The organism is Nocardia sp. NPDC052112 (genome assembly GCF_040680135.1).
Classification (GTDB): Bacteria; Actinomycetota; Actinomycetes; order Mycobacteriales; family Mycobacteriaceae; genus Nocardia.
In genome coordinates this window covers 113815-139710 of record NZ_JBFAWD010000013.1, presented here as the reverse complement: position 1 = coordinate 139710, position 25896 = coordinate 113815, and the positions used below count along the sequence as shown (strand labels likewise).

General features: G+C 65.5%; 22 protein-coding genes and 1 other RNA gene. 11 read left to right on the top strand and 12 right to left on the bottom strand.

All coding sequences use genetic code 11. The features are described from left to right. Positions 1 to 147 precede the first annotated feature (147 nt). Positions 148 to 2622: an FAD-dependent monooxygenase gene (locus AB0L58_RS24990; RefSeq protein WP_364390058.1), complete on the top strand. Its 2475-nt coding sequence runs from the start codon at positions 148 to 150 to the stop codon at positions 2620 to 2622. Positions 2623 to 2832: 210 nt separating this feature from the next. Beyond that, positions 2833 to 10095, top strand: a complete 7263-nt coding sequence (locus AB0L58_RS24985) for an amino acid adenylation domain-containing protein (protein ID WP_364390057.1) — start codon at positions 2833 to 2835, stop codon at positions 10093 to 10095. 286 nt (positions 10096 to 10381) lie between these two features. On the opposite strand, the gene AB0L58_RS24980 is transcribed toward AB0L58_RS24985, so the two are convergent. Continuing rightward, positions 10382 to 10789 (bottom strand): hypothetical protein, encoded by a 408-nt coding sequence (locus tag AB0L58_RS24980; RefSeq protein ID WP_364390056.1) that lies wholly within the window; start codon positions 10787 to 10789, stop codon positions 10382 to 10384. A 235-nt stretch (positions 10790 to 11024) separates the two neighbouring features. Here AB0L58_RS24980 and AB0L58_RS24975 point away from each other — a divergent pair, with 235 nt between their 5' ends. Further along, complete coding sequence (locus tag AB0L58_RS24975; protein ID WP_364390055.1) at positions 11025 to 11444, top strand: pyridoxamine 5'-phosphate oxidase family protein; 420 nt, start codon at positions 11025 to 11027, stop codon at positions 11442 to 11444. 4 nt (positions 11445 to 11448) lie between these two features. On the opposite strand, the gene AB0L58_RS24970 is transcribed toward AB0L58_RS24975, so the two are convergent. Further along, positions 11449 to 12027, bottom strand: a complete 579-nt coding sequence (locus AB0L58_RS24970) for an NUDIX domain-containing protein (RefSeq protein ID WP_364390053.1) — start codon at positions 12025 to 12027, stop codon at positions 11449 to 11451. Positions 12028 to 12074: 47 nt separating this feature from the next. Continuing rightward, complete coding sequence (locus AB0L58_RS24965; protein ID WP_364390052.1) at positions 12075 to 12359, bottom strand: hypothetical protein; 285 nt, start codon at positions 12357 to 12359, stop codon at positions 12075 to 12077. A gap of 293 nt (positions 12360 to 12652) precedes the next feature. Here AB0L58_RS24965 and AB0L58_RS24960 point away from each other — a divergent pair, with 293 nt between their 5' ends. Continuing rightward, positions 12653 to 13351: a recombinase family protein gene (locus AB0L58_RS24960; RefSeq protein ID WP_364390051.1), complete on the top strand. Its 699-nt coding sequence runs from the start codon at positions 12653 to 12655 to the stop codon at positions 13349 to 13351. A gap of 89 nt (positions 13352 to 13440) precedes the next feature. On the opposite strand, the gene AB0L58_RS24955 is transcribed toward AB0L58_RS24960, so the two are convergent. Continuing rightward, positions 13441 to 14286, bottom strand: a complete 846-nt coding sequence (locus AB0L58_RS24955) for a helix-turn-helix transcriptional regulator (RefSeq protein ID WP_364390049.1) — start codon at positions 14284 to 14286, stop codon at positions 13441 to 13443. Further along, the gene (locus AB0L58_RS24950) at positions 14283 to 14804 is read right to left on the bottom strand and encodes a DUF6879 family protein (protein WP_364390047.1); all 522 of its coding nucleotides are present in this window, start codon (positions 14802 to 14804) and stop codon (positions 14283 to 14285) included. Before AB0L58_RS24950 ends, AB0L58_RS24955 begins: the two co-directional genes overlap by 4 nt. Positions 14805 to 15193: 389 nt before the next feature. Between AB0L58_RS24950 and AB0L58_RS24945 the strand changes: the two genes are divergently transcribed. The 3 genes from AB0L58_RS24945 to AB0L58_RS24935 all read left to right on the top strand — a co-directional run bounded on the left by AB0L58_RS24945 (position 15194) and on the right by AB0L58_RS24935 (position 16275). Next, entirely contained in the window at positions 15194 to 15427 is a 234-nt protein-coding gene (locus AB0L58_RS24945) for a hypothetical protein (protein WP_364390046.1), read from the top strand. Positions 15428 to 15429: 2 nt separating this feature from the next. Next, complete coding sequence (locus AB0L58_RS24940) at positions 15430 to 15594, top strand: hypothetical protein (protein WP_364390045.1); 165 nt, start codon at positions 15430 to 15432, stop codon at positions 15592 to 15594. 324 nt (positions 15595 to 15918) lie between these two features. Continuing rightward, positions 15919 to 16275 carry a hypothetical protein gene (locus AB0L58_RS24935; protein ID WP_364390044.1) on the top strand — a complete coding sequence of 119 codons (357 nt, stop codon included), beginning with the start codon at positions 15919 to 15921 and terminating at the stop codon, positions 16273 to 16275. 153 nt (positions 16276 to 16428) lie between these two features. Here AB0L58_RS24935 and AB0L58_RS24930 read toward each other — a convergent pair whose 3' ends face one another. Then, the gene (locus tag AB0L58_RS24930) at positions 16429 to 16521 is read right to left on the bottom strand and encodes a hypothetical protein (RefSeq protein ID WP_364390156.1); all 93 of its coding nucleotides are present in this window, start codon (positions 16519 to 16521) and stop codon (positions 16429 to 16431) included. Between the two features lie 11 nt (positions 16522 to 16532). Continuing rightward, a complete protein-coding gene (locus AB0L58_RS24925; RefSeq protein ID WP_364390043.1) occupies positions 16533 to 16781 on the bottom strand; it encodes a hypothetical protein in 249 nt (82 codons plus the stop codon). Between the two features lie 424 nt (positions 16782 to 17205). Between AB0L58_RS24925 and AB0L58_RS24920 the strand changes: the two genes are divergently transcribed. After that, positions 17206 to 18441, top strand: a complete 1236-nt coding sequence (locus tag AB0L58_RS24920; protein ID WP_364390042.1) for an erythromycin esterase family protein — start codon at positions 17206 to 17208, stop codon at positions 18439 to 18441. Between the two features lie 207 nt (positions 18442 to 18648). Here AB0L58_RS24920 and AB0L58_RS24915 read toward each other — a convergent pair whose 3' ends face one another. Together AB0L58_RS24915 and AB0L58_RS24910 are read right to left on the bottom strand one after the other, a co-directional pair. Continuing rightward, positions 18649 to 20370, bottom strand: a complete 1722-nt coding sequence (locus AB0L58_RS24915) for an RNB domain-containing ribonuclease (RefSeq protein ID WP_364390041.1) — start codon at positions 20368 to 20370, stop codon at positions 18649 to 18651. A 17-nt stretch (positions 20371 to 20387) separates the two neighbouring features. After that, the gene (locus tag AB0L58_RS24910) at positions 20388 to 20720 is read right to left on the bottom strand and encodes a hypothetical protein (RefSeq protein ID WP_364390039.1); all 333 of its coding nucleotides are present in this window, start codon (positions 20718 to 20720) and stop codon (positions 20388 to 20390) included. 430 nt (positions 20721 to 21150) lie between these two features. Between AB0L58_RS24910 and AB0L58_RS24905 the strand changes: the two genes are divergently transcribed. Then, positions 21151 to 21531, top strand: a complete 381-nt coding sequence (locus AB0L58_RS24905) for a hypothetical protein (RefSeq protein WP_364390038.1) — start codon at positions 21151 to 21153, stop codon at positions 21529 to 21531. Between the two features lie 226 nt (positions 21532 to 21757). Here AB0L58_RS24905 and AB0L58_RS24900 read toward each other — a convergent pair whose 3' ends face one another. Continuing rightward, positions 21758 to 22684, bottom strand: coding sequence for a slipin family protein (locus AB0L58_RS24900; RefSeq protein ID WP_364390037.1), 927 nt, complete (start codon positions 22682 to 22684; stop codon positions 21758 to 21760). A 93-nt stretch (positions 22685 to 22777) separates the two neighbouring features. After that, positions 22778 to 23193, bottom strand: an RNA gene (rnpB, locus tag AB0L58_RS24895) — RNase P RNA component class A. Between the two features lie 106 nt (positions 23194 to 23299). Between rnpB and AB0L58_RS24890 the strand changes: the two genes are divergently transcribed. After that, complete coding sequence (locus AB0L58_RS24890) at positions 23300 to 24187, top strand: alpha/beta fold hydrolase (RefSeq protein WP_364390035.1); 888 nt, start codon at positions 23300 to 23302, stop codon at positions 24185 to 24187. Between the two features lie 162 nt (positions 24188 to 24349). After that, positions 24350 to 24868 (top strand): TrmH family RNA methyltransferase, encoded by a 519-nt coding sequence (locus AB0L58_RS24885; protein WP_364390034.1) that lies wholly within the window; start codon positions 24350 to 24352, stop codon positions 24866 to 24868. Positions 24869 to 24969: 101 nt separating this feature from the next. Here the strand turns inward: AB0L58_RS24885 and AB0L58_RS24880 are convergent, their stop codons facing one another. Further along, positions 24970 to 25896, bottom strand: coding sequence for a CHAD domain-containing protein (locus AB0L58_RS24880; protein ID WP_364390033.1), 927 nt, complete (start codon positions 25894 to 25896; stop codon positions 24970 to 24972).

Sequence of the window (25896 nt, the reverse complement as noted above, 5' to 3'; positions counted from 1 at the left end):
CCCCGCCTGTCTGGTCGGGGATAACGAAGGTCTTCGAACAGTGCTGCTCGGGGGGATGAGAGCCGACGGGCAGCGTTGCCCGGTGGTCGCTTCGAACGATGAAGTCGTCCTGTGCGGTCGAGGGATTCGTTGGAAGCGCAGGTTCGAATGAGTAGTCCGATCAAGGTTATCGTGCTCGGTGCGGGGATCGGAGGGCTCACCACGGCCGCCGCACTGCGACAGACGGGCTGCGCGGTCGAACTCTATGAGGCGGCGCCCGAACTGCGTGGCCAGGGATTCGGACTTTCGGTGCAGGCCAATGGGATCAAGGCGCTGCGCGCAATCGGCCTCGGTATCGAGGAGGAACTGTTCGAGCGCGGCGGCAAGGTCGAGACCTTCCGCTTCAACAACCCGGACGGCACCCCTATCCGGGTGCTTCCGGTGCACCGCCAGGACGAGCGGCTCGGCGCGTCGAGCGTCGCCCTGCACCGCAAGGATCTGCATGCGATCCTGCTGCGCGCGATCGGCGATACCCCGACCCATGTCGGCGCACAGGCGACTCGGTTCATCGATGACGGTGAGCACGTGCGCGTCGAATTCGCCGACGGCCGCATCGCCGAGGGCGATCTGCTGATCGGTGCCGACGGCATCCACTCCGTGGTGCGCGCCCAGTTGCACGGTCGCGCCGAACCGCGGCCCGGCAATTTCGTCGCCTGGCTGGCCTGCATCCCGTTCGAACATCCCGCCGTGCCGCGCGGCTACTCCGCCCACTATTGGGGCACCGGAATGCGTTTCGGTATCCATGATATCGGCCACGGTCGGGTGTACTGGTGGGGCACCATGACCATGCCGGGCGACGAGGCCGCCGATTGGCAGGGCACCAAGGAAGATCTGCAGCGGATTTATGCCGATTGGGCGCCGGAGGTGCGCGCCTGCATCGATCAGACCGAATGGGCCGATGTGCTCGCCGTACCCTGCCAGGACCGTCCGCCGTTGGCGGGCTGGGGGCGGGGTCGGGTCACCCTGCTCGGTGATGCCGCGCATCCCATGCTGCCCAGCCTCGGCCAGGGTGCCAACTCGGCCATCGAGGACGCGGTCGTACTGGCCCACAGTCTGACGACTTCGCTGGATCCCGTTGCGGGCCTGCGTCGTTACGAGCAGGTGCGCGCCGAGCGCACCGCCATGTTCGTCAACGGTTCGTGGTCGCTCGGCAAGATCGAGCAGACGACCGACCCCAGGCTGGTGCGGGTGCGCGACACCTACTTCCGGCACGCTCCCACCGAATTCTTCCTGCGCGAATTGAGTAAGCCGATGTCGTTCCCTCCGCTGGAGGGACCGACCGCGCGGCTGCCACGCCAGCTGTCCCCGGTGGAGCGCTGGCACTGGATCGCGGATCAGCTTGCGCCGCTGCATATTCTGGCCCGCGTGCGGGTGCACGGCTCGATTACCGCCGAACAGGTGCGCACCGGCCTCGACGATGTGCAGCACCGACATCCGCTGCTCGGTGTCGCGGTGGCGGCCGAACCCGACGGCACCGCACCGCGTTTCGTGCCGGTGCCGACGCCGATTCCGCTGCGCGTCGTCGAATCCGCTGATCCGGATGCCTGGCTGACCGAGGTCGACGACGTCGAACTGCGCGAACCCTTCGACTGGCACTCCGGTCCGCTCGCGCGCGCCGTGCTCATCACGGATACGACCGGTGAGACCAGCGATCTGATCATCACTCTGCACTACGCCATCGCCGACGGCGAGAGCGCGATGTCGGTGGCCAAGCAGGTGCTGCTGGTCGCCGCGGGCGATGCCACCGAGCTCGAATCCGCCCCGATCCGGCCGGGCCCGGAGGAACTGTTCCCGGCGAAGTTCCAGGGTGTCAAGGGCTTCGGCCGCACCGTGGGATCGCTGCTGCGCGACCAGAAGTCCCAGCTCAAGCGTCCGCGCCGACTGGAGCCGACCCGACTTGCCCCGCCGTCGCAGCGCCGCAGCCGGGTCGTGCACCGCAGCTTGGACGCCGATCAACTCGACGCATTGATGGCAGGCTGCGAACGCCATGGCGTCGGCCTGCAGGCCGCGCTTTCGGCGGCGCTGCTCAGCGCGGCGGCACGCGAGTCGGGCACCTACACCGAATCCTGGTACACCGTAGGCAGTTCGGTGAACTTCCGCGGTCACCTCGACGGTGCGGTCGCCGATACCGAGGTCGGGACCTACCAGGGCATGATCGCGACCCCGGCCGAGTACGCGCCGTGGTCCACGCTGTGGCAGATCGCGGGCGAGATCGAGCGCGAGTACGGCGCTCGGATGGACCGTCGCGACCATCTCGCGGCATTGCGCCTGCTCGAGGTGGCCGCGCCGAAATCGGTCGCCGCCAGTGCATCCACGGTAAAGCTGATGGACACCCGCGGTCCAGGTCACCTGTGTATGACCTACCTGGGGCGCTACGCCTTCCCGGACAAGATCGGCGCATGGCAGCTCTCGGGCGCGCAATTCGTCTCGGGCATGTCGGTGAGCGGCTTCATCATGGCCACCGCCAATGCGACGCACGGCGAATTGGCGTTCAACGTCGGCTATGTCGAGCCCGCGGTGTCCCGCGAGCGTGCCGAGCGCCTCGCCGATGAGAGCGTGCGCGCATTGCTGTCGGCGATCTGACGGGTCGGGCCGTGGCGACCGTGCGGGTCGTTCGAAAAGGTCAGCACCGATAGACAAGGGCGAATCCCGGCATCGATGTCGATGCCGGTAATTCGCGCTATCTGAAAACTGGATACAAGTGGTAACAGCTTTGCGTTTCGGCGTCATCAAGGGTGGGTCCTGGACAGTTTGCGCACGGTATGTGCCGCGACCGTCGCGATAGGAGTGACTGTGACGTCGGAAACCAGCACAAATCCCGAAAGACCCATCGAGGCATGGCCGGTCAGCGCGTATCAGCGCGATGTACTCGGCCTGGCATTCCGCCTCGCGCCGGAACCCGTTGCGCAGCAAACCTATAGCCTGCGCATGGACGAGCCGCTGGATATCGAGCGGTTGCAGGCCTGCTGGCAGCGGGCGCTGATGAGCGACGACGCACTGCGGCTGCGCTTCGCCTTCGCGAACGGCGAATTCCGCCAATGGATTTCGAATGAGATTCCGCCGGTCGAGGTCATCGATCTGACCGGTGCACCGGATCCGGAGGCGGCGACCCAGGAGTGGCTGTGGCGTGAGGTCGGCGCGCCCGAGCGGCCGGATCGGCCCGCGCGGCTGGCCGCGGTGGTGGACCGGCCGGACCGGTTCTTCCTGTTCATATCGTTCCATCACGCGCTGGCCGATGGCTATGGCATGAATCCGGTCATCGCCACGCTCGATACCAGCTACAAGATGAAAGCCGTTCCGCTCGAACAGCTCGCGGTGCCCGAGCCCGCCGATGAGCACACCGATCGTTCGGTGGCCACCTATCGGGGGATCATCGAGGACGACGAGGCGTACCGGGCCTCCGAGCAGTACACCGCCGACCGTGACGGTCTGCTCGCCGCGCTCGACGGCGTCGAACCCGCGCTGTTCCCCAACCGGACCAGCTCGCCGAGAATCGCCCGCGGGCACTACAACACGATGATCTCGGGGGAGTACCTCGATCGCGTCCGCGCCACCGGCGTCACCGTCTTCGCATATCTGACCGCCGCGGTGGCAACCTATCTCGCGACGATCCACCGCACCGATCAGGTGGTGATCGGCGTCCCGATGCTGAACCGGCATTCCGCGCAGACCTACCGCACGCAGGGGCATCGCGCCAATGTCGTCCCGCTGCCGGTGCGCATCGATCGTGACGTGCCGCTCGCGCGGATCGCGGAGCAGGTGACCCAGCAGATTCGAAAGCTCAAGAAATATCAGCGCTTCCCGTACGGCGAGCTGACCCGTGCGCGGAATCCGGATCCGGCCGCGCCGCCGCTCTACGATGTCGCCTTCTCCCACACGAAGCTGCCGGATGCCGATTACGTCCACGAGCTGATCTCGAAATGGACGGTGCACAACCCGGGTTCGGTGACCAACGCGCTGACCATCGTTACCGCGGAAAACGGCCGGGACGGCTCGTTCAGCCTCCAATTGTTCTACGACAAGGACATTTTCGACGCGAGCTTCCCGATCGAGTCGGCGCTGCGCAGCATCGGTGCGATGGTCACCGCGTCGCTGGACCGACCGGAAACCCCGGTGCGTGCGCTGCCGCTGCTTTCGAAGCGGGCGAGGGCCGAAGTAGCGGCCTTCGAGGCGGGGCCGCGCATCGAGTTCCCCTACACCACCATTGATCGGCTCTTCACCGAAACGGCCGCTGGTCATCCGGACCGGGTCGCGGTCGTGTCCGCCGACTCCGGCGAACTGACCTACGCCCGATTGTCCGGTCTGGTGGACGGTTTCGCCGCCCGGCTGCACGAGCTCGGTGCCACCGGCAACGAATGCATTCCGGTGGTTCTGCCTCGATCGACCGACATGCTCATCGCGGTGCTCGGCATCCTGCGCGCTGGATGCGCGTACGTGCCGCTCGATCCGGACTACCCGGCGGCGCGCATCGAAACGGTTCTCACGGACTGCGAAGCCCGCTTCGTGGTCGCCGGAAGTGACCACGCGCGGGTCTACCAGGACCTCGGCATCACCCGCGTGACGGTGGCCGACACCCGGCCCGGTGCCGTCGAAAACGTCTCGCATCCACACGATTTGAGCTATCTCATCTACACCTCGGGCTCGACCGGTGTGCCCAAGGGGGTGATGATCGAGCACCGCTCGGTGGTCAACCGGCTGACCTGGATGCAGCGCCGCTATCCGCTGTTCGCCGATGATGTGATCCTGCAGAAGACGCCCGTCACCTTCGACGTTTCGGTGTGGGAGTTGTTCTGGTGGGCCAGCACCGGAGCGAAGGTCGCGCTGCTCGAGGTCGGCGGTGAGCGCGATCCGCGCCGCATCGCCGAGGCCGTCGAGGCGAATGCGGTGACCGTCCTGCATTTCGTGCCGTCCATGCTGGGGGCCTTCGTCGACGAACTGGAGGCCGATCGCACCAACGTGGCGCGCATAGCGGGCCTGCGCCGGGTGTTCAGCAGCGGTGAGGCGCTGCCACCCGCGCTGGTCCGCCGCTTCTATGCCGCCTTCGCCGCGGTCGGGCAGCGGCCGCCGCAGTTGGTGAACCTCTACGGCCCCACCGAGGCTACCGTCGACGTCTCGTATTTCGATTGCCCGGCCGCTGGCGACTCCTCGCAGGTCGCTCGAAAGGGTCAGGATGATTCGCGCGAGCTCGTGCCCATCGGCCGCCCGATCGACAATATCGACCTGCTGGTGCTCGACGAATCCGGTCGACGGATGCCCATCGGCGTACCCGGTGAACTCAATATCGCCGGAGTCGGTGTCGCGCGCGGCTACCGCGGTCGCCCCGACCTGACCGCTGCCGCATTCGTCGACGATCTGACCGTGCCCGGCCGTCGCCGCTACCGCACCGGTGACCTGGCGCGCTGGCTGGCCGACGGCACCCTGGAGTACCTGGGCCGATTCGATGATCAGGTCAAGATCCGCGGCAACCGGATCACCCTCGGCGAGGTGCAGAACGCCATCCTCGGCTGCACGGGGGTGCGCGCCGCGGTTGTCGTCGATGAGCGGTCCGAGGCGCATGGACTGCACCTGGTCGGCTATTTCGTCGGTGACGGCGTCAGCGGTGCCGAGATCGCCGAACAGATCGCGATTCGCCTGCCCCGCTATATGATCCCGACCCGGCTGCTGCGCGTCGACCGGATTCCGTTGACGCCCAATGGCAAGACCGATCGCCAGGCATTGGCGCGGGCCGCGGCGGTTGCCGAGCATGCGGACGTCGCCGGCGTGCCGACCGAACCGCGGACACCGGTCGAGGCCGAGCTGGCGCGGGTCTGGCGGACCGTGCTCGGTATCGACTCCATCGGTGTACACGACAACTTCTTTACCCACGGTGGCGACTCCATACTCGCGCTATCCGTACGCACCGCCGCTGAACGCGCCGGACTGTTCTTCGATGTGGATGCGTTCTACGCGCATCCGACCATTGCCGCATTGGCCCAGATCGTTTCGGATGGCCCGGACGGTAGTCGGATTCGCATTGCCGATCGATTGGCGACGGTGCCACTGATCGACCGCGCCGCACTGCACCGCGCCGAGGATGCCTTCCCGGCCACCGCGCTGCAACTCGGCATGCTCTTCCACAGCATCGAGCGCGCGGATTCGGTGACCTATAAGGACGTATTCCGCTACCGGCTCGAAATGCCGTGGGACGCTGTGGAATTCAGTGCCGCATTCGACCGGCTCGTACGCCGTCAGCCCGCGTTGCGCTCCTCGTTCGAGCTGAGCAAGTACTCGGTCCCCCTGCAGGTCGTGCACACCGCGATCGAGTACGAGCTGGAGATCGTCGATGTCTCCGATCTCGTTCCGGTGCTGGCCGATCAGGAGGTCGAGGACTACACGCAGGAGCGCAGGCGTGCCGAGTACGCCCTCACCCGGACCCCGCTGCATGCGGTCCGGGTATTCCTACGGCCGTCCGAAAGCGGGGTCCAAACCGTCGATCTGGTGCTCAGCTTCCACCACGCTATCCTCGACGGCTGGAGTGTCGCGACCTCGGTGCTCGAACTGCTGGTCGACTATCTGCACAAGCTGGGCCTGCTCGAAACCGGTTGCGACGACACGCCGCACGCGGCCACCGTCCTCGCCGAGTACGCCCAGTCCGAAATCGCCGCGGTGCACGATGATTCGGCCCGTGAGTTCTGGCGCGCGGCGCTGGCTGGAGCCGAGCCGACCGCGCTGACCGCCTTGGGGGTCCACCAGGGCGCGGGCGCGGAGGAACCACAGGCCGCCGCCGTGGTGCCGCGGCGGCTCGCCGAGCGGGTCACCGCGTTCGCGGCCCGGCACCAGCTGCCCGAGAAGGCGGTCTACCTGGCGGCGCACTGCTTGACGCTGCGGACGGTGACCGGTCGTGCCGATATCACCACCGGTGTGGTCGGCCACGGCCGCCCGGATCGCGCGGGCGCGGAAAGCATTGCGGGCCTGTTCCTGAACACGCTGCCGATGCGACTGGACGATACCGCGACGACCTGGCGCGCGGCTGTCGAACAAGTAGCGCGCCGGGATCGCGACGCCTACCCGCACCGACGCTATCCGCTGCGGTCGATCCTGGCCGATGGCGGGCCCGCCTTCGAGACGGCATTCAACTTCATCAACTACCACGTCTTCACGCCGATCCTCGGTGCGGACCGGGTCACTTTGCGCGAGTTCGACGTTCGCGAGGACACCAATTTCCAGCTGCTGGTGACGGTGGCCCATGATCCGCGCGACGGCCGAATGTGGGTGCGGGTCAATGGCGACCACACACTGACCAAGGATCAATGCGAAACCGTCGCGGTGACGCAGCTGCGCATGTTGGCGGCGATCGTCGCGGATCCGGACGCGGCGATCGATCGCGGCACCGGTCCGGCGACCGCGCGCGATGTCGGCACCTTGGTCGCCGACGCGGCCGCGCTCAATCCGCACACCATCGCCGTCCACGGCGACGAGTCCAGCATCACCTACGACGATCTGATCGAGCGCAGCGAACGACTCACCCGGCGGCTCGGCGGTTTCGGTATCGGGCCCGGCGACCGGATCGGCATCCTGATGAGTCGCCGCCCGGAATCGGTGCTGCTGGTGCTGGCACTCATGCGCATCGGCGCGGCCTGCGTACCGCTCGATGTCAGCTACCCGAGGGCCCGGCTGAATCTCATGATCGACCGGGCCCGCCCGCACTGGGTGATCGCCGATCCCAATTACGCCGAGATCGTCGACAATGTTCGACTGGTGCTGGACACCGCAGAGGTTTTCGATCCGACAGACGATAGTGACATCGAATTCGCTGTCCCCGATTTCATTTCGCCCGACGCGGTCGCCTACGTTCTGTTCACCTCCGGCTCGACCGGCGAGCCCAAGGGCGTAGCGATGCCGCACCGCGGCCTGACCACGCTGGTTGATTGGCAGAACCGCAGCCGATCGGGTCTGAACCTGGCCAGCACACTGCAGTTGGCGCCGTTGAGCTTCGACGTGTCGTTCCAGGAGATCTTCACGACCCTCGCGGCGGGTTCCACGCTGCGGGTGAGTTCTGCGGACTTGCGCGCCAATGTCGAAGAATTGCTGAATACCGTGGTCGACGAGGGCATCGAGCGACTGTTTCTGCCCTATGTCGCACTGCAGGCCTTCGCGGAGGCCGTGGTTGCCCGGCGCAAGTTCCCGGTCGACCTCAAGGTGCTCGCGTCCTCCGGTGAGCAATTGCGCATTACCGACGAGATCCGCGCACTGTGCAAGGTGGTGCCGGGGCTTCTGCTGGAAAACCAGTACGGCCCAACGGAATCCCATGTCGCGACCATATTCACACTCGAGGGCTCGCCCGACGACTATCCGGCGCTGCCGCCCATCGGCCGTCCGGTCGACGGCGATACCGTCGAATTGCTCGACAGCGCGCTGCGCCCGGTGGCCGACGGTGTGATCGGTGAGATCTATCTCGGCGGCCGTTCGCTCGCCCGCGGCTACCAGGGCCGGGCGGCACTGACCGCGCAGCGATTCGTGGCTGCTCACGGCGGTGGCATCCTTTACCGTACGGGGGACCTCGGTGTGCGACTGGCCTCCGGCGACCTGGTCTGCCTCGGCCGCAGTGATAGTCAGGTGAAGATCCGCGGCTTCCGGGTGGAGCCCGCCGAGGTGGAGCTGTGCATCCTCGGCCTGGTCGAGCAGTATCCGACCATCACCGAAGCGGCAGTGGTGGCACGGGGATTCGGCGGCATCGACGGTGCGCTGATCGTCTTCCTGGTCGGCGACGCCGAGCAGACCGATCTCGCCGCGCTGCGCCACGATCTACGTGGCGTATTGCCCATGCATATGGTGCCGTCCCGATTCGTCTTCCTCGCCGAACTGCCCCGCACACCCAGCGGTAAGCGCGATGACGGCGCATTGCGCTCGATGGTCGAATCGACACCGGAATCTGCTGCCGCACAGCGGGAACCGGTCGACGAATACGAGCACTCCGCGGTCGAACTGCTCGCCGAATACGCCGGACTGCGCTCGATCGGTCTCGACGACGACTTCTTCGCCGCGGGCGGCACTTCCATCGGCGCTATGCGCGTCGTGATGGGGTTGTCCCGGCGCTTCGGCGCCGACGTGCCGTTGGATTCCTTCATCGGCGCGCCGACTGCCGCCCAACTAGCGGCGCTGATCCGGTCCGGAAATACCCGGCGCACCTTCGATCCGCTGGTGCCCATCACCGTCGGCGGCGGTAAGCCGCCGCTGTTCCTGGTGCATCCGATCGGCGGAAATGTGCTGTGCTACTTGGCGCTTGCCCGCTACCTCGATCCGGATCGCGCGGTCTACGCCCTGCAGGCCGCCGGCGCCGATGCGGGCAGCACACCGGAGAAGACGATCATCGGGATGGCCGAGTCCTATCTGGCGGCGGTGCGACGAGTGCAGCCGGAAGGGCCCTACCACCTGGCTGGCTGGTCCTTCGGCGGCAATGTCGCGCTCGAGATGGCGCGGCAGCTGCCCGAGCGAGAGGTGGCCAGTGTGACGCTGCTGGACACCATGGCATTGCGTCAGCACGCCCGCGAACCCATTGCCGAGGAACAGCTCATTCGCTGGTTCTTCCTCGAATTGCTGTGGTACGCCCGCGGAAATCAGGCCGCGCTCGTCGATTTCGAACCCGACGTGCACGGATCCGAGGAGCTTTTCGATGCGATGCTCGCCGAGGCGATCCGGTCCGGCATCCTGCCCGCCGACAGTTCACCGCAGGCGATCCGGCGGCTCTACGAGGTGTTCTACGCCAACTACACGGCATTGTTGGAGTACCAGCTCGAACCCTACGACCGCGATATCACCCTGTTGCGCGCCGAGGAGGGGCTGCCACCGGGTGTGGATCTGGCGCATCGGGCCGTCGGCAGCATGTTCGACAGTGCGAACAACGGGTGGCAGCAATACGCGGCCCGGCGCTTCACACTGGTCCCGGTGCCCGGCGACCACCTGCACATGATGACCGAACCGCACGTTCGCGAGGTCGCGGTGCAGTTGGATTCGGCACTCGCGGCAGCCGATCCGGATCTGGATAGAGAGCTGGGCGTCGAGATGCTCGACGCCTGACGTTCAGGCGAACTGATCCGCCGACGACCTGTTCATCGCCGCGAGTCCGCGCACGGCCGCGGCGGTGAATTCGTGACCTCATCGCCTCCGCTGTCGATGCCCCGATGACCATACCCGCGCGTGTGACGGCGGGCCGCACCTGGATCAGTCGGGTGCACCGGCACAACGAGAGCTCCCACTGGATACCCGGCGCATGGACACCTGCCGTGGAGCCGCGAGCCTGCACGGTTGTCCGGCCGTCTTGGATGCTGTCCCGATCCCGAACGATATGCGCTGGGTGGTCGGCTCAGCGCAGTCGTCCGCGACGATTCGTCAGTCGTCCGTCATGCCTAGCTTGGTTGTGCAGCGATTCGGTCGTCTCGGTGTCCCGTTCATGGGCGAGATCCAGCATGGCGAGCCCGGTTTCGCGGATCAGTCCATCCAGATCGTCGAGCATCGCGGCAATCGCATCGCTGGCCGTCCGCAGTTCGGCGGGGCTCGGATCCGGGCGATCGAAAACCATGCGGAGTTTGTGCAGCCGCAGCCCGGTATCGAAGAGGCGGCGCACCAGCCGATCGCTGGAATCGGCGAACGCGGTGGCGGTTCCGGATAGCTCCTTGCTGGGGCCGAAGGATCGTCGCGGCCTACGCCACGTGCCTCGATTGCTGCCCACGCGGGCGCCGGTCCGAGAGCTCGACCGCACATCGTCGGGCATTGAAAATCCTCCTGAGTCGTTGATTCGTATTGGTGGCCACGTTTCGGGACCTCGGAGACGTGGCCATTCGGGCCGCGCCCGATTTCGGCGGCGACGAACGGTTTCCTCGGAAGACCGATACCTGTGTATCCTTCGTACCGCGTAATTGCTTGGTAGGCAACAGGATCACTACCCATCCGAAGTAAGGCGATCGATTGGGGCTGCTTCGTGTGGGGAACGGGTGGACAATGGGGAGATGGCAGTAGACGGTGTGCGGGAGTCGCGCGAACTGTCGGTCGATACCGCACTGCACCTACTGGGCACGATCGGATTCGGGCGTGTCGCGTTCTCGCGCTATGCCTTACCCGCAATTCGCCCGGTCAGCCATGCGGTGGTCGAGGACCACTTGGTCATCTACGCCGACGCCGCGACGACCGGTTCGCTGGATCGTCAGGTCGTGGCGTATGAGGTGGACGCGATCGATCACCAAACCTCGCTCGGCTGGTGTGTGATCGTGACCGGCATCGCCGACACCGTCCGCGACCAACACGAAATCGTGCGCTACCAACAGTTCTTGCCCCCGCGCACCGTCGGCGCGGGTGATCGAGTGACCAGGATCCTGCCGGATATTGTCACCGGAATCGAGTACGTAGGGCCGCAAGACGCCGATCGGTAGTTGCTCAAAGATCCGGAATCCTTTCAGGGAGTAGCGGTTCGAGTTTCGCGAGGAAGCGTGCGAAATGTGGATCGGTGTCGGTGCGGTCGAACGTGGCGATATCCCACCAGCGCGCTGCACCGAATTCGCCGGGGTCCACAGTGTATTCGCGGGTGCGGTCGCCGCGGATGACGTACCAGAGGCTGACATCCTGGTGACCGCTGTGCGTCCCGACCGTCGTCGTGACCGTGAGGAACAGCGGTTCGGTCCCGATGACGGTGAATTCGGGATCGATGCCCAACTCCTCCGCGGCCTCGCGTCCGGCCGCGGCCAGCGGATGTTCTCCCGGCGAGATGTGCCCGCCCGTCGGCAACCACAGTCCGGCGAGCAGATGTCGGCCGAGCAGAACGCCGCGCGCTCGCGGGTCGACGAGCACCACATACGAGACGAGATGCCGTGGGGGAGTGTCCGGTTTGACGCGCCGGAACACATCATCGGTCGAGGCCAGCCAGGCGCGGGTGTCCTCGATATGCTGCCGCTCGAGCGCATCGAGTGGCGTGATCCCGTCGATGATTTCGGCGACGGTAGCGGTCGCGAGGTTCATAGCTGACGACGGTAGCCGCAGGCACCGACAGGTTTGCGCAGCGTGGACTACTCGAGGACGACCGGGCGTAGTCGGGTGGTGTAGACACCGGCGCGCTCGAGCGCATCGGCGGCGGCGTCGAGTTCGATCATGGTCTCCTCGAAGACTTCTCGCGCCCCGGCTATGCAGTAGGCGGGGGTCGTGAGTGCCCCGATCCCCTCGGTATCGACCAATATCCCCGACGCCTGCAACGCACCGTAATCGCCGTCGAGCTCGGCCAATTCCCCGCGTAGTTCCCGGAGCCGATGAAACAGCCGTTGCCGCCGAATCTCCAGTGTCAATGGATCGCTCATCGCACGTGCCCCACTTCCGAGGTGAATTCCACCGCAATCTACCGCGACCTACGTCGAGGGCTCGAACTTCCGCGCCACCGGGTCGGCAGAGCCCGGCGAGTTCGTAGCGCACGAGGGATCCCTCGGAGTTCTCCGGCTATGCAAGCTGGGGATAGCGCCTAACCAGGGGTTATCTACTGTGACGCACATGCGTGTGTTCGGTTGTCTCGGTTCTCTGATGAGTCCAATTCCGTGGAGCGCCAACGCGAGATTGTCGAGCGCTGGGCCGAGGCCATCGGACACCAGGTGATCGGATGGGCCGAGGACATCGACGTGTCCCGGTCTGTCGACCCGTTCGACACACCGAAGCTCGGGCCGTGGTTCGGGCTGAGCAACGGGACGCATGGGACGTCGTTGTGTGTTGGAAACTGGACCGGTTGGCTACCGGTTCCATCTACCTGAACAAAGTGGTGGCGTGGTGTAACGACCGTGGCAAATCCATGGTCTCGGTCACCGAGAATTTCAACCTGAGCACATGGGTAGGTCGACTGATCGCGAATGTGATTGCCGGTGTCGCCGAGGTTGAGCTGGAAGCCGTCGAAGAGCGCACCAAGGCGGCCGAGGATCATCAAACCGAACTCGAGGCCGCTGTAGAGGCCATGGACGAACTGACAGCGCTACTTGGCACAGTCGGGAGCCGGACCGCCAAAGAACGGTTCACGAAACAGATTGCGGCCCTTGATGCTCAGATTCAGGAGCTTGAACAACTCCCGATGTCTGAGGCTCGGACCGAGTACCGGCCGACCGGCCGTAGCTACGCTGACGTTTGGAATGGCGAGGACACCACAGGCCGACGTGATCTGTTGGTGCGGTTTGGGATCACAGCCAAGTTCAAAGTCTCGGGACGTGGCCGCGCAGCTGGTGCGGGCGGCTCAATGTGGTTCGAGCTTCGGATTCCCGAGGACATCCGAGAGCGCGTGAAGCAGGGGGAGTCCGCCACCGAACCTGCCTGAGCGATCGTGCACGGGTATGCAAGTCGACGAGCCACCATGATTACCGCTGCCGTCGTGTGCGAGTAATCAGGCCGATAGCCCCCGGTTCGTCATTCCGGGGGCCGTCGGCGTCGTTTGTCGAGTGCTGCCCTGATCAGCTTTCGCGCAGCCTCGCCGATAACAGACTGTCCGGCAAGGGTTTTGAATGCGCGGCCGTAGGTCGCTATTTCGCGTGGCTGCGTGATGGTCAGCTCCGCGGCTGTTCCTTCCACCATGACCAGCCGGTTGTCGAACATGGCGAAGTTGGTGGACACCACAAGGGCCTCGGCCGTGGCCGGAACGATGCCGATAGTGACCCTGGGCATTCCGAGGATTGAGGCCAGCCGGTCAAGCTGACCGATCATGACGGCATCCGTGCCAACGGTGGTGTAGAGCGCTTGCTCAGCAATCAGGAAGTGGAACAGGTGGTCACGCTGATACAGGATGCGTTGCCGTTCCATCCGCTTCGACACGGCTTCGTCTACGTCGTCGGGTACCTGGTGGAACTGGATACCCCGGCGTAGCTTGGCCTCGGCGTACTCAGCCGTCTGCAACAGGCCGGGAATGATCTGCGGCTGATAGTCGCGGATGTGGGTTGCTTCCGCTTCGAGCTTCAGCGACTTCTGTTGCCGACGCTTCAGCCCGGTTCCGAGGATCTTCCGCCATTCGAGGTATGCAACCTCGATGTTGTGGAGGGTGGCCAGCAGGTCTGGGAGTTGGTCACTGGCGTTTGCATGTTCGCAGTACGCCCGAATGTCGTCATCGGACGGTTTGATCCGTCCGAATTCGATCTTGGACACCTTCGACTCATGCCAGCCTGAGAGCTGGGCCAGCTTGCGGTTGGTCAGCCCGGCCGTACGGCGAAGCTCCCGGAGACGCACCCCGAGAGCTTCCCGCGCATCGTGGACACTGCTCACTGGCTGACGTACTCCGTGTACGGGGTAGCCAGCTCCCACAGTCGTTCTTTCACACCCCGGGAGTAGCCGACGATTCCCGGGTCAGCGGTCACAGCCAGACCCGATGGCTTCCCTTGCTCGTTCACAAGATTGTAGACAACGCGCTCGCTGTCGATGAGCCACCAGTCATCCGGGGGTACTTCGCCAGCGAGATGCCGGGGCACGTACCGGATGTCCTCACCTGCCGCGGTGTTCGTATCGGTCACCGACAGCAACCAACGGTGATAGTCGGTGTGCGGAACCGTGACCACACGTACCCGGCTGACAGTCACACCCCGTCCGGTCGTCTCCCGGATGAGATCGTTCCAACGGTTCTTGTGCTCGTCCGGCAACGCGGGCTCTCCGGCGAGGAACCGGCGAAACCGGTCCGACTCAGTCGGTACGGCGTAGGCGTCCCGAACTTCAAGGGGGAACGCTTCGGCCTTGCAATCGCGGAACAAGGCAAACCAGTCCGGCGGCTCATGCTGAAGGTAGAGCACCGTAGAACGTCCTCCTGATCTTCGGAACTTCAATCGCTGTCTCGTTGGGGGCAAGGTCGAGCTGAGCCAGGGTCTCAGGCTCGGCGACTGGTCGGCCGGACAGGGTGAACGTGCCCCGGCCGGTGTCGGACATAGCCGACCCGATGAACGTATCGGGTTCGGCGAATCCCGTTAGCAGGTGTGGGATTTCGATGATTTCTGGGGTAGCTGTCTCCCATACATGATCCCCGGTTTATCCGACTTTGTGGACTGATAGATAAATCTGAGCACAGTTGTGCACACTCCTGGCTGTTATCCGCTGCGGCTCCTTAGCGTCGGAGCTGGCCCCCGTGACATGTGACGCCAACCGGTCACGGGGTGCCTACCAGCACCGGACTACAGGAGTCGAGATGGACAGGCGCACAAGACTGTTCGTGTTTCCAGGTGGGTTGTTGGAGATCACCGACTACGGCGAGGAGGACAACGACGAGGGGCAAGGGTTCTATCTGGAGTCGGGCCTTCAAGGGAGTCTCCCTCGCAGGGTTCCGGGTGCTGCCGTCGTGAATCACGATCTCAGCCCCGTCGAACCCGCAGCCGCCGAGACATGCGCCAAGGTGCTGCGACTGCTCCGAGACTTGCCGTGATCATGCTCGGGTGGGTCGTGTGCTTCGGCCTGCCGCTTGCGGTGATGGTCGGAGTGATCGTGTGGCCGGAACGGATTTCGCAGGACCGCACCGTCTGGGGCATCCGCGAACGGATCGAACGCGAGGACACGGGCGGGATGAAGCCCGACCCGTCACGGGAGTACTGATCGGCTCCCGGCCGGTCAGGCACCAGGAATGAGGAAATTCCTTGCGGTACAACATTTCGCGACTCGTTTTTGTTGTTGCAGCCGCTACTGCTGTGCTGGTGTTGCTGACCTCCCCGGCATCGGTAATCACGATCGAAATGTGCGAGCAGTCTGGCGGGATAGTGGTCCGCTGCGCTGAGCAACCGGTGACCAGGGAGGACAAGGTGATGTGTCCGGCACCGGGGAGGGCCATTCGGATTTGGTGTGTCGGAGGCCGCGAGTACAACGGGTGGGAGATCTTCGAGTCCAGCGGCAATAGCCGCTACGGCCGATAAGGTGTCGGCCATGGCCGAACATCAGTCGGTAACCACGATCACTGGGGCAAACGCCAGCGTCATCGCTGCGTTGCGTCGCGCCGTCGAGATAGCCGCAGAGCAAGGGCACGGGGACGTGATCTGCTGGGAAGATCTTTTGCTGGCACTGCTCGATACGGCCGACAATCCACCCTCACCGCTCGAATACCATTGGAAACAAAGAGGTTTCGACGCATTGACGCTTGACGGACTTCGAGAGCTGGCAAGGTCCATCGTCCCAGGTGGTCCGGAGTCCGATGGTGACGCGGCGGAACCGGCAACGGTCACGTTTGAGGTCACGGGACCGTACGCCGAGGAGTTTCGGGTGGTGGCCGAGCGCCGTCCCTGAACGGTCTCACAACGATCGCTCGAACCACTCGGATACCGATCCGCGAATGCACCGGCGACGGCAACCTCGAGGCTGTGCCCGGTGCCTACGGTCGGGATCGCGATGGCCATATCCAGCGGTTCCACCCCTTCCGGTGGATACCGGTGCCGGGCGTCAGACGGGGTTGTCGAAGCTGATCTTGCGGGCGACGGGGTCGGCGGCGACCAGGCGCACCGGGACCTGCGCGCCTTCCGAGGGCGCGCCGATGCAGGGGCCGACTACCGGTGGGTCGGCGATGAAGACCTCGGCGGGGCGGGTGCCGTCATGGTCTCCTCGAAGACTTCTCGCGCCCCGGCTATGCAGTAGGCGGGGGTCGTGAGTGCCCCGATCCCCTCGGTATCGACCAATATCCCCGACGCCTGCAACGCACCGTAATCGCCGTCGAGCTCGGCCAATTCCCCGCGTAGTTCCCGGAGCCGATGAAACAGCCGTTGCCGCCGAATCTCCAGTGTCAATGGATCGCTCATCGCACGTTCCCCACTTCCGAGGTGAATTCCACCGCAATCTACCGCGACCTACGTCGAGGGCTCGAACTTCCGCGGCACCGGGTCGGCAGAGCCCGGCGAGTTCGTAGCGCGCGAGGGATCCGGCGAAAACGGGTACGACAACAGCATGTCGCTGCGCCAGCGGCAGGGACCGCAACTCCTCGGGGCTGCGATCTCTGGGCCGGACCGACCAGCCGGGGCATGAGCAGCGGCAGTATCGCTCGAGCCGCGTCGTCGGTGTCCGGTCCTGCTGAATCCGATCCCGATTCCGTCGTTGACAGCTGCTTCACCGCCAATTACCTTTGTCTCCAAAGTTAATTGGCTTTGCGATTAAAGGCATTTTTCGTAGCTACTCAGCTGCCCCGTCCCGCACGGCGGGGCCGTTCGCTCACTGTAGGAGGACATCATGTCGTACCCGGCACCCGACGCCGCCGAGGTCAGGCAATGGATTCACGACACGGCCCAGCCGCTCGATGTGGTCGAGGCCGACGGGCCACTCGCCGATCTCGAAGTGCTGGCTGATCGGGCCGCCGGTGACATCACCGTCGCCGGTATCGGTATGACCACCCGCGCCGGGCACGAACTGTCCGCAACCGCGCATCGAATACTGCGGATGTTGGTGGAGCAAAAGGGGTTTCGGGCGCTGGCGCTGCTCGACGACGTCGCCGTCATCGCGGCCGTCGACGAGTATGCGCGCACGGGTGTCGGTGACCCGCGCACATTGCTCGACGACGTCTGGGTCCCGTGGCGCAACTCCGAGACACTCGCGGTGCTGGAATGGGCGCGGGCCTTCAATTGCGCGCACCCGGATGATCCACTGCGGCTGTTCGGCCTGACGTCCGAGGCCGCGAAGCCTGCACACTATGGGCAAGTGACGGCGTTCGTCAGAACTGTTGCGCCGGAACGGCTCGGCGAGCTGAGCTCGCATTACGACCCGATCGTCACCGCCCACCGGTTGGGCGAGCACATACAGCGCGCCAACGGTACCCACCCCGGGCGCCCGTTCGTCGACTACGCCCGAGATGCGCTGACACTGGTCGAGTCGTTGCCCGGTGCGGCCGATGCGCCCGCCGTGTTGGACGCAGCCCGTCTCATCGTGCGATACCACGAGTTCAGCACCGCCTCCGGACGTCGTGACTTCGCCGCCGAAAGCGCGGACGCGGCCGACCGCATCGCCGATTGGCACGATCGCACCGGGCAGCGCATCGTGTACTGGGAAGGGGTGTCGAATACAGCGGTCGCGAACCGGCTCACCCTGGCTGCGATGTCGCAAGAGTTCCCGACCACAGGATCTCTGCTCCGGAAACGGTTCGGCACCGGCTACCTATCGGTGGCGGTCACCTTCCATCACGGCCAGGTCCGTGCCGACACGGTCATCCCCGCGCCGGCGAAAGATTTCGCCGACACAATGCTCGACCTGCCCGGACGCGAGAACTATTTGCTCGATTTGCGAAATCCGCCTGCAGACGCGGTACAACGATGGCTGCGCGAGCCCGCGAAACTCCGTCTCGTGATCGGAACCTACGACCCGGACCGCGATGCCAACCATTACATCGCTGGTGCCGGCCTGGGTGAATGGTTCGACATCCTGCTCCGGATCCGCTCCATCACCCCGACGCAATCACTGCTCGGTTCACAATGACTCTCTGTGTGGCATCCGCACATCGGCCTTTCCGGACGGATCCGCCCGGCGGTCGCGGTCCGAGAGGCCATGCCGCTTTCCGCAACTCGACGATCAACTCATCGTCGGCGCGCACCGGAGTGAGATCGCGACGTATCCGCGCCTGGTCGGCGAGTGATGGCCATATCCAGCAGTTCCACCCCCTCCGGTGGATACCGGTGCCGGGCGTCAGGCCGGATAGCCGAAGCTGATCTTGCGGGCGACGGGGTCGGCGGCGACCAGGCGCACCGGGACCTGCGCGCCTTCCGGCGGTGCGCCGATGCAGGGGCCGACTACCGGTGGGTCGGCGATGAAGACCTCGGCGGGGCGGGTGCCGTTGGCTTCGCGGACCACAACGGCTTCGAAGATCGAGCCGCTGCGTTCGGCGAGCAGGGTGGCTTCGGTGAGGTCGATGCAGGCGCGTTCCACCTTGCCTGCGAGGCTGTCGCTGCGCTTCATCGACTCGGCGGTGGAGAACAGGCCGTCGCGGACCCATTGCGGTACTTCGGTTCCGGCGCAGCGGGCCAGGCAGATCTCGGTGGCGAAGCGGTCGGCGAGGCGACGCAGCGGTGCGGTGACGTGCGCATAGGGGGCACCGATCGCGCTGTGCTGCAGTTTGTTCATGGTCTGTGGGTGATTCGCAGGCTTGGCGCCGGTCCGCCCGCCGCGCACCGAGCCCGCACCGCTGATCGAACCGGCACTGCCCACCGAACCTGCACCGCCGATCACGCCCGAACTGCCCGACAGGCCCGCGCCGCCCGACGACTCGGCATCACCGGCCGACCGCAAACCGGCGCCCGGCTCCGGGCCGTCCGCAGACCGCGCACCGCCCGCCGATGACACGTCGTCCGCCGATGGCGAACCCGCTACCCCGGCACCATTCGCGGCCGCGGCAGCCACACCGCCGAGCACCGTATACCCCGTACCACGCAGCAACCCGGTCGCCTCCGACATCAGCACCAATGTCGCAGGCGCATTCGGATCGAGCCCGGCCAACATCCGGCCGACGGACTGATCCGCGGGCCAGACCACCCCCAACGCCGCGGCCGTCCTGCGCATCGAATCGATCGCCGAATCGGCGGGCGGCGGCATCGTCCGCAACATTGCGATGCGCTCACCGCCACGCGGCGCACCGTCGGATGCACTGCCGTCCAACATGATTCGCGCCGCACACATGCCGGTCAGCAGGGAAATCTGTTCGTTCCAGTCATCGGCGGCGGTGCGCGGTTCCACTACCAGCCGCCAGTGCCCGACGGCCCTGTCGTCCCGGATCACACTCTGGGCGGGCAAGCGCAGCCCGATCGCACCGCGGGCCAGCCCGGCCTCGATGCGCCGCGTGCCGAATTCCGGCAGGGCCGCGATCGAGGGATGCAGACGGTTCGCGTCGGCGTCGGCCTGGACGCTCGCATAGTCGAGTCGGGCCCGCGAGCACACGGTGGCACGGACCACCGAGTATCGCTGCGGCTCCGCGTTCTCATCGCATTCGATGATCCACAGGGCGACGGGTCTGGTCTGGTCGGGCAGCAGGCTCGCGGAATTCTCCGAAAGCACTGGCGGGTGCAGCGGCACGGTGCCGTCGGGGAGATAGAAGGTCTGGCCACGCGCGCCCGCTTCCTCGGCCAGCGGGCCGACGGGATCCACTACGGCGGCGACATCGGCGATCGCGTAGTGGACGGTAAAACCGGAAGAGGTGCGTTCGATATGCACCGCCTGGTCCAGATCCATGGCACCGGGCGGGTCGATAGTGACGAAGGGAATATCGGTGCGATCGGCGCGAGCGCCCGCGAACGCGTCGATCGCGTCGCGGGCCGCCGCGGTGGCCTCGGCGGGATAGGTCGAGGCCAATCCGAATTCGGATCGAATGGCGCCGAAATCGACCGGCGCCGACACGATCCGCTGGTGGAGTTCCACGTTGTCGCAGTCGGTCGCTACTGCAATGCCAACATGGTGCCGTTCAATTCATTGAGCGGGCCGTACACGGTAAAGGTCACCCGTCCACCCGGGACGCTGGCGGAAACGTCCGCCGCCGCGTCGAGCGCCTCGCCGAACGACGCCGCGGACGGATGCGGCAGACCGGCGATGGCCTGCCCGATGTGGTTCTGGTGTACCCAGGCGGTGTCGGCCGAGTTGAGGTCGACCTGGACCCCACCCGCCAGCGGGGTGACCGCGACCGCTGCGGCGGACCCGGTGCCCAGCATGGCGAAAACCGATGCGGCCCCGGCGATGAGCGCACCGGCGACCAGTGAACGAACAATCCGCATAGAGTTGTGACCTGCTTCCGTGATCGAAGAATGTGAGATTCGTGGCGGACCGCCAAGCGGGTCTTACCAACGGCGCCTACTCTATGACGTCGCTCACGTTCTAGGCCAGTACCACCCCAATCGCCATGCCGGCCACGCCGAGCCCGGCGACGTCACACACCGGCTGCTATGGTTCCCCGGCGTGGCGGGGTCGAGTTTGTCCCGCACATTCGCAAGTCACCTGTACGTCGACAATTGGGAGTTATCCACTGATGTCAACGATTCTTTTCGATTACCTGATGCCGCTGCTCGGCCCCGAACAGGCGGCTTATTGGGCTCAGGTCTTCATGGTCAACCCGCTCTGACCTCACCGTCACCGATGCGGTGCTCGTCGCCTTCCGTTAACCACACGGGAGGCGACGTTTCCCAAGTACCGCTACCATCCCGCAGCGTGACCAGAACTACCGCCGCAATCGCGGCCAGCTTCACCGTATTCGCCCTGCTCCTTGCCGGTTGCGGCGATGATAAGGACTCCTCCGCCGCGCCCGCTTCCGCGACGACGTCGGCGACCAAGGCCGCAGGCGGCGAAACGTTGGACAACGTCAAGGCGGGGACGTTCGTCGTCAGCTACCGCAGCGCCTTCCCCAAGCTCGCCGAGGGCAAAGACGACGCCAAGATCCGCGACATCCTGGTCGAGACCTGCAAGGACATCAAGGCCGGCAAGGGCGAGGACGAGGTCGTCCAGAACGTCATCAAGCGCACGAAGGGCACCACCGAGGCCTCCAAGGAAGAGGCCCAGGCGATCTATCAGATGGCGAAGATGCTCTGCTGAGCTGGAACCTTCAATCCTTCAGCCACGGCAAGTAATTGGGCAGGTATTTCAAGACATACCCCACGACAATCATGACAATGATCGCGATCACGGGAATCAGTATGGACATCGGCCCGGTTTCCTTACGTTGTGCTACCGATGCGGTCGTACGGCGCAATCGGCCGTAGCGATCCTTGCGGTCGCTCGAAATGGTCAGCCGTACCCGTATCGGTATACGCCCGTTGTGTTACGGGCGAATACCATCTTGGTCGGCCACTGGCGTGTTGCCCCGATCGAGCGCCGGTGTCGGCTCGGGCGGAGTGATCTCCGGTGTGGTTTCGGATCCGGTCGGGGTGGACTCGGATGCGGTCGGGGTGGACTCGGCCGCGGTGTCGGCGGCGCTCGCCCCGGACGGCGTGCCGCGTTCCAGGAACCGCAGCAACTCCACCGGGAACGGCAGCACCAATGTCGAATTCTTTTCCGCCGCAACCTGAACCACAGTCTCCAGCAGCCGCAATTGCAGTGCCGCCGGCGATTCCGACATCTGGGCGCCCGCCTGCGCCAACATCTTCGACGCCTGCAATTCGCCCTCGGCGGAAATAACCCGCGCCCGCCGTTCCCGTTCGGCCTCGGCCTGCCGCGACATCGAGCGCTTCAGCGAATCCGGTATCGACACATCCTTGATCTCCACCCGATCGATATGAATACCCCAGGCGAGCGCCGGGCTATCGATCATGATCTCCAGCCCCTTGTTCAACTCCTCGCGATTGGACAACAGGCTGTCCAGATCACTCTTTCCGATAATCGACCGCAAGGACGTCTGCGCCACCTGCCCAACCGCGAACAGATAGTTCTGCACCTCCACTACCGCACAGACCGGATCGATCACCCGGAAATAAACCACGGCGTCGACGCGCACAGTCACGTTGTCGCGGGTGATGCCGTCCTGTGCGGGCACCGGCATGGTGACGATCTGCGTGGAGACCTTGCGCATCCGGTCCACGAACGGAATAAGCATGCGCAGTCCGGGATCTCGGGTTCCGACCACCCGGCCGAACCGGAATACCAGCCCCTTCTCGTATTGGCTGACCACGCGCGCGCTCAACGCGGTGAGCACCCCGCCCGCGACCGCTCCCACCCCGAAAATTGCCCCGATGACGGCAAGAATATCCATGGCTTACACCCTGTGCGAAGTGCCTGACCGCACCGAATTCCGGCTCAGCGGTCCACTTCCATCATGGCACCGGCGAGCACCGGATTGCAGGGGCGGACGAGTTGGCCTGTAAGCCGGATCCTGTCCCCGGTTCTCACCGGGTGACGGCCATCCATCTGGACACACCGTTGCCGGGTGCCTCGAGCGGTCCACCCGCAGGCTCGGGCGAGCAGCCCTCGAACACCTGCGCAGCCGCACCGCGAACGATGCGACCTTCGACCTTGCTCCGGGCGGGGTTTACCTAGCCGCCCCGGTCACCCGGGGCGCTGGTGCGCTCTTACCGCACCGTTTCACCCTCACCGCACGATCCCGAGGGATCATGGGCGGTCTGTTTTCTGTGGCACTTTCCCGCGGGTCACCCCGGGTTGCCGTTAGCAACCGCCCTGCTCTGTGGAGTCCGGACTTTCCTCGGCGACAGGCTGCGGCACTCGTGTGCCCGTTCCCGTCACCGCGGCCGCCCGGCCAACTCGTCCGCAGCGTTTAGCCTACTTCGATCAAGGGGTACCTTGATCACTGGCCTGACCTCATGACCGGTCGGGGGGCAGAAGTGCGGACCGAACAGTACGGTGAGGTGCCATGGAACGTGTCGAGGTCAGTTTTCCCTCGGGTGGCGAGCAGTGCGCTGCTTGGCTGTATCCGCCCGCCGGCATCCCCAAGCCCCGCCCGCTCGTCGTCATGGGGCATGGTCTCGGCGCAAACCGGGAGATGGGACTGGATAGGTACGCCCGGCGCTTCGCCGCCGCCGGAATGGGCGTGCTGGTATTCGATTACCGGCATTTCGGGGCCAGTCAGGGTGCGCCGCGTCAGCTGCCACACATCGCCCGGCAGCGCGAGGACTGGCGCTCGGCCATCGCTTACGCGCGCACGCTGCGCGGCTTCGACGCGACCCGAATCGCGCTGTGGGGCACCTCTTTCGGCGGCGGCCATGTGTTGGCGGTCGCGCCCGACGACGACTACATCGCGGCCGTCGTCGCCCAGGTACCGTTCACCAGCGGCTGGGCCTCGGCCATAGCCAAGGGTCCGACCAGCCTGACCAAGGTGGCCACCCTCGCGGCCACCGATTTGCTCGTCGGTTCGATCCGGCGCAAGCCCATCGGCATCCGGCTGGCCGGGCGCAAGCGGGCGGCGGCGCTGATGAGCGCACCGGATGTGCCGGAAGGTTTCGGCAGGCTCGCCGAGGAGAGCGAGACCTACGAACCGAAAGTCGCTGCCCGAGTCGCATTCTCGACACTGTTCGATTCCCCTGGGCGCCGGGCCAAGGCATTGAAGATGCCGGTCTTCTACGCGGTCGCCGACAACGACAGCATCGCACCGCCGAAACCGACCCTGCGCGCCGCCGAACGCACCAAGCACGCGATCGTAAAGCGTTATCCGGTAGGGCATTTCGATGTCTACTTCGACGATATCTTCGAGCAGACGGTGTACGACCAGACCGAGTTCCTGGTGTCGGTGCTGCGGCCCTAGCTTCGGCGCGCGGTCGCACCGACGGTATGCTGGGACCGTAGGGCCGGTCGTTCGGATGACCGGCCACGTCGATGGCCCGGATGCGCCGCGAAGCATCACCGTGATGGAATTCCTTGTCTGCCACGACCTCCGCGCCCTCGGGAAGGGGATTCCCGCGCGCCGATGACGGCCGCGCGGGTACGCACCCGCCCCGAAATCCGCCGCCAACGCCGTCAGCGCTCGCACGGCTGTTGGAATCATCTACTCGCGGCACCGCTTTGGCCCAAACACGGTGTCAACCTCGGTACGCTGCTTCGTACCTGCGATGCGGTCGGCGCGTGTATGGCGGTGCCACGCCGTCCCTGGGTGCCCGATGCGCTCGGCCACGGCAATACGCTGCGCCATCGCCAGTGTGTGCACTGGATCGACGGGCGGGTGGATCGATGGCTGCAGCGTCAGCGTGACGGGGGGTCGGCGATCGTTGGCGTGGAACTCACCGACGAATCCGTTCGACTCGCCGATCTGCCCGTCGCGCGCAAACGCACCGTCGTCGTGCTCGGCCACGAATCCACCGGTATCCCACCGGAGGGGCTGGAATTGCTGGATATGGCCGTCGAGATCCCGATGGTCGGCACGGGGCACAGCCTCAACGTCGCTGTCGCCGGTTCTTTGGTGCTCTACAAACTCGCTGGTCTGTGTTGAGGCGATCCGCGCGACCCAACCTCGCTTCCCCCGCGCTCACCATGCCGATCCTCCTCCCGAACGGCAAGGTCGACCTGAATCGAGGCCCCGAACCCGGTATCTCACCCGGAAACGAAGGCGGCGGCTGCGGGGTATTTGGCCAGCGCTTCGCCCGCGGCGATTTCCTCGGCGTCGGCGAGGAATTCATAGATCGTCGCGTTGATGCCGGTGGCGTGGGTTTCGGCGGCACGGGCCAGGATGGCTTCGCGGGATTCGACGGCGTCGCGGTGGTCGCCGAGTACGGTTTGCAGGCGTTTCGCGTCGGCACCGAGGTCCTTCGCGGACCCGCCGAGTACATCGGTCGCGCCTTCGCACGAGTAGCGCAGGCGCTTGGCGCCCTTGCGGATATCGTGCAGCAGTTCGACGCGCTCGGCGGGTGAGACGCTGGGTTCGGCGTAGACCAGCCGCCGCAGACGCTTGCGATCTTTGCGCAGGATGCGTTCGAAGACCTCGGCGGCGGACTGTTTCGACTTGTCGGCATCGAGCGGCGGCTCGGTGCGCCAGGCCGAAAGACGATGGCGCAGTGCGTGATAGCGGTGTTGATCGAGGGCGTCGAGAATCTCCGCATGCGCGCTCGTGTACCGGTCGCGTTCCGCGTCGACCAATTCGGTGCGCACCTGCTCCGTTGTGGCGGGCATATGGCCGTTGCCGGCCGCCTTCGGAACCGTCGATTTCGTTGCGAGCCGGGCGAATTCGCCCTGCGGCGCATGTGCGGCCAGCAGCGCCGTGAACCGTTCCGCCCGCACCTCGGCATCCCGCGCCACACCGAGCAGATCGGCCAGCCACTTCAGCTCATGCTGCATCTCGGCGATCGGCGTGGCTTCGAAGAGCGTGCGATAGGAGCGCAGCACACTGCGCAGTCTGCGCGTCGCAACCCGCATCTGGTGCACCGAATCCCAGGCGTCGGCACGGACGTCCGGTTCGGCGGCCAGCAGCCGGTCGACGTCGTCGCGCAGTGCGGTTACGACAGCGGTTCCGGCCCTGACCAT

Coding starts and splice junctions, on each gene's coding strand:
- AB0L58_RS24990 (WP_364390058.1), top strand. CDS start 148: ATGAGTAGTCCGATCAAGGTTATCGTGCTCGGTGCGGGGATCGGAGGG.
- AB0L58_RS24980 (WP_364390056.1), bottom strand. CDS start 10,789: ATGCCCGACGATGTGCGGTCGAGCTCTCGGACCGGCGCCCGCGTGGGC.
- AB0L58_RS24975 (WP_364390055.1), top strand. CDS start 11,025: ATGGCAGTAGACGGTGTGCGGGAGTCGCGCGAACTGTCGGTCGATACC.
- AB0L58_RS24970 (WP_364390053.1), bottom strand. CDS start 12,027: ATGAACCTCGCGACCGCTACCGTCGCCGAAATCATCGACGGGATCACG.
- AB0L58_RS24965 (WP_364390052.1), bottom strand. CDS start 12,359: ATGAGCGATCCATTGACACTGGAGATTCGGCGGCAACGGCTGTTTCAT.
- AB0L58_RS24960 (WP_364390051.1), top strand. CDS start 12,653: ATGGGCCGAGGACATCGACGTGTCCCGGTCTGTCGACCCGTTCGACAC.
- AB0L58_RS24945 (WP_364390046.1), top strand. CDS start 15,194: ATGGACAGGCGCACAAGACTGTTCGTGTTTCCAGGTGGGTTGTTGGAG.
- AB0L58_RS24940 (WP_364390045.1), top strand. CDS start 15,430: ATGCTCGGGTGGGTCGTGTGCTTCGGCCTGCCGCTTGCGGTGATGGTC.
- AB0L58_RS24935 (WP_364390044.1), top strand. CDS start 15,919: ATGGCCGAACATCAGTCGGTAACCACGATCACTGGGGCAAACGCCAGC.
- AB0L58_RS24925 (WP_364390043.1), bottom strand. CDS start 16,781: ATGAGCGATCCATTGACACTGGAGATTCGGCGGCAACGGCTGTTTCAT.
- AB0L58_RS24920 (WP_364390042.1), top strand. CDS start 17,206: ATGTCGTACCCGGCACCCGACGCCGCCGAGGTCAGGCAATGGATTCAC.
- AB0L58_RS24910 (WP_364390039.1), bottom strand. CDS start 20,720: ATGCGGATTGTTCGTTCACTGGTCGCCGGTGCGCTCATCGCCGGGGCC.
- AB0L58_RS24900 (WP_364390037.1), bottom strand. CDS start 22,684: ATGGATATTCTTGCCGTCATCGGGGCAATTTTCGGGGTGGGAGCGGTC.
- AB0L58_RS24890 (WP_364390035.1), top strand. CDS start 23,300: ATGGAACGTGTCGAGGTCAGTTTTCCCTCGGGTGGCGAGCAGTGCGCT.
- AB0L58_RS24885 (WP_364390034.1), top strand. CDS start 24,350: ATGACGGCCGCGCGGGTACGCACCCGCCCCGAAATCCGCCGCCAACGC.
- AB0L58_RS24880 (WP_364390033.1), bottom strand. CDS start 25,896: ATGGTCAGGGCCGGAACCGCTGTCGTAACCGCACTGCGCGACGACGTC.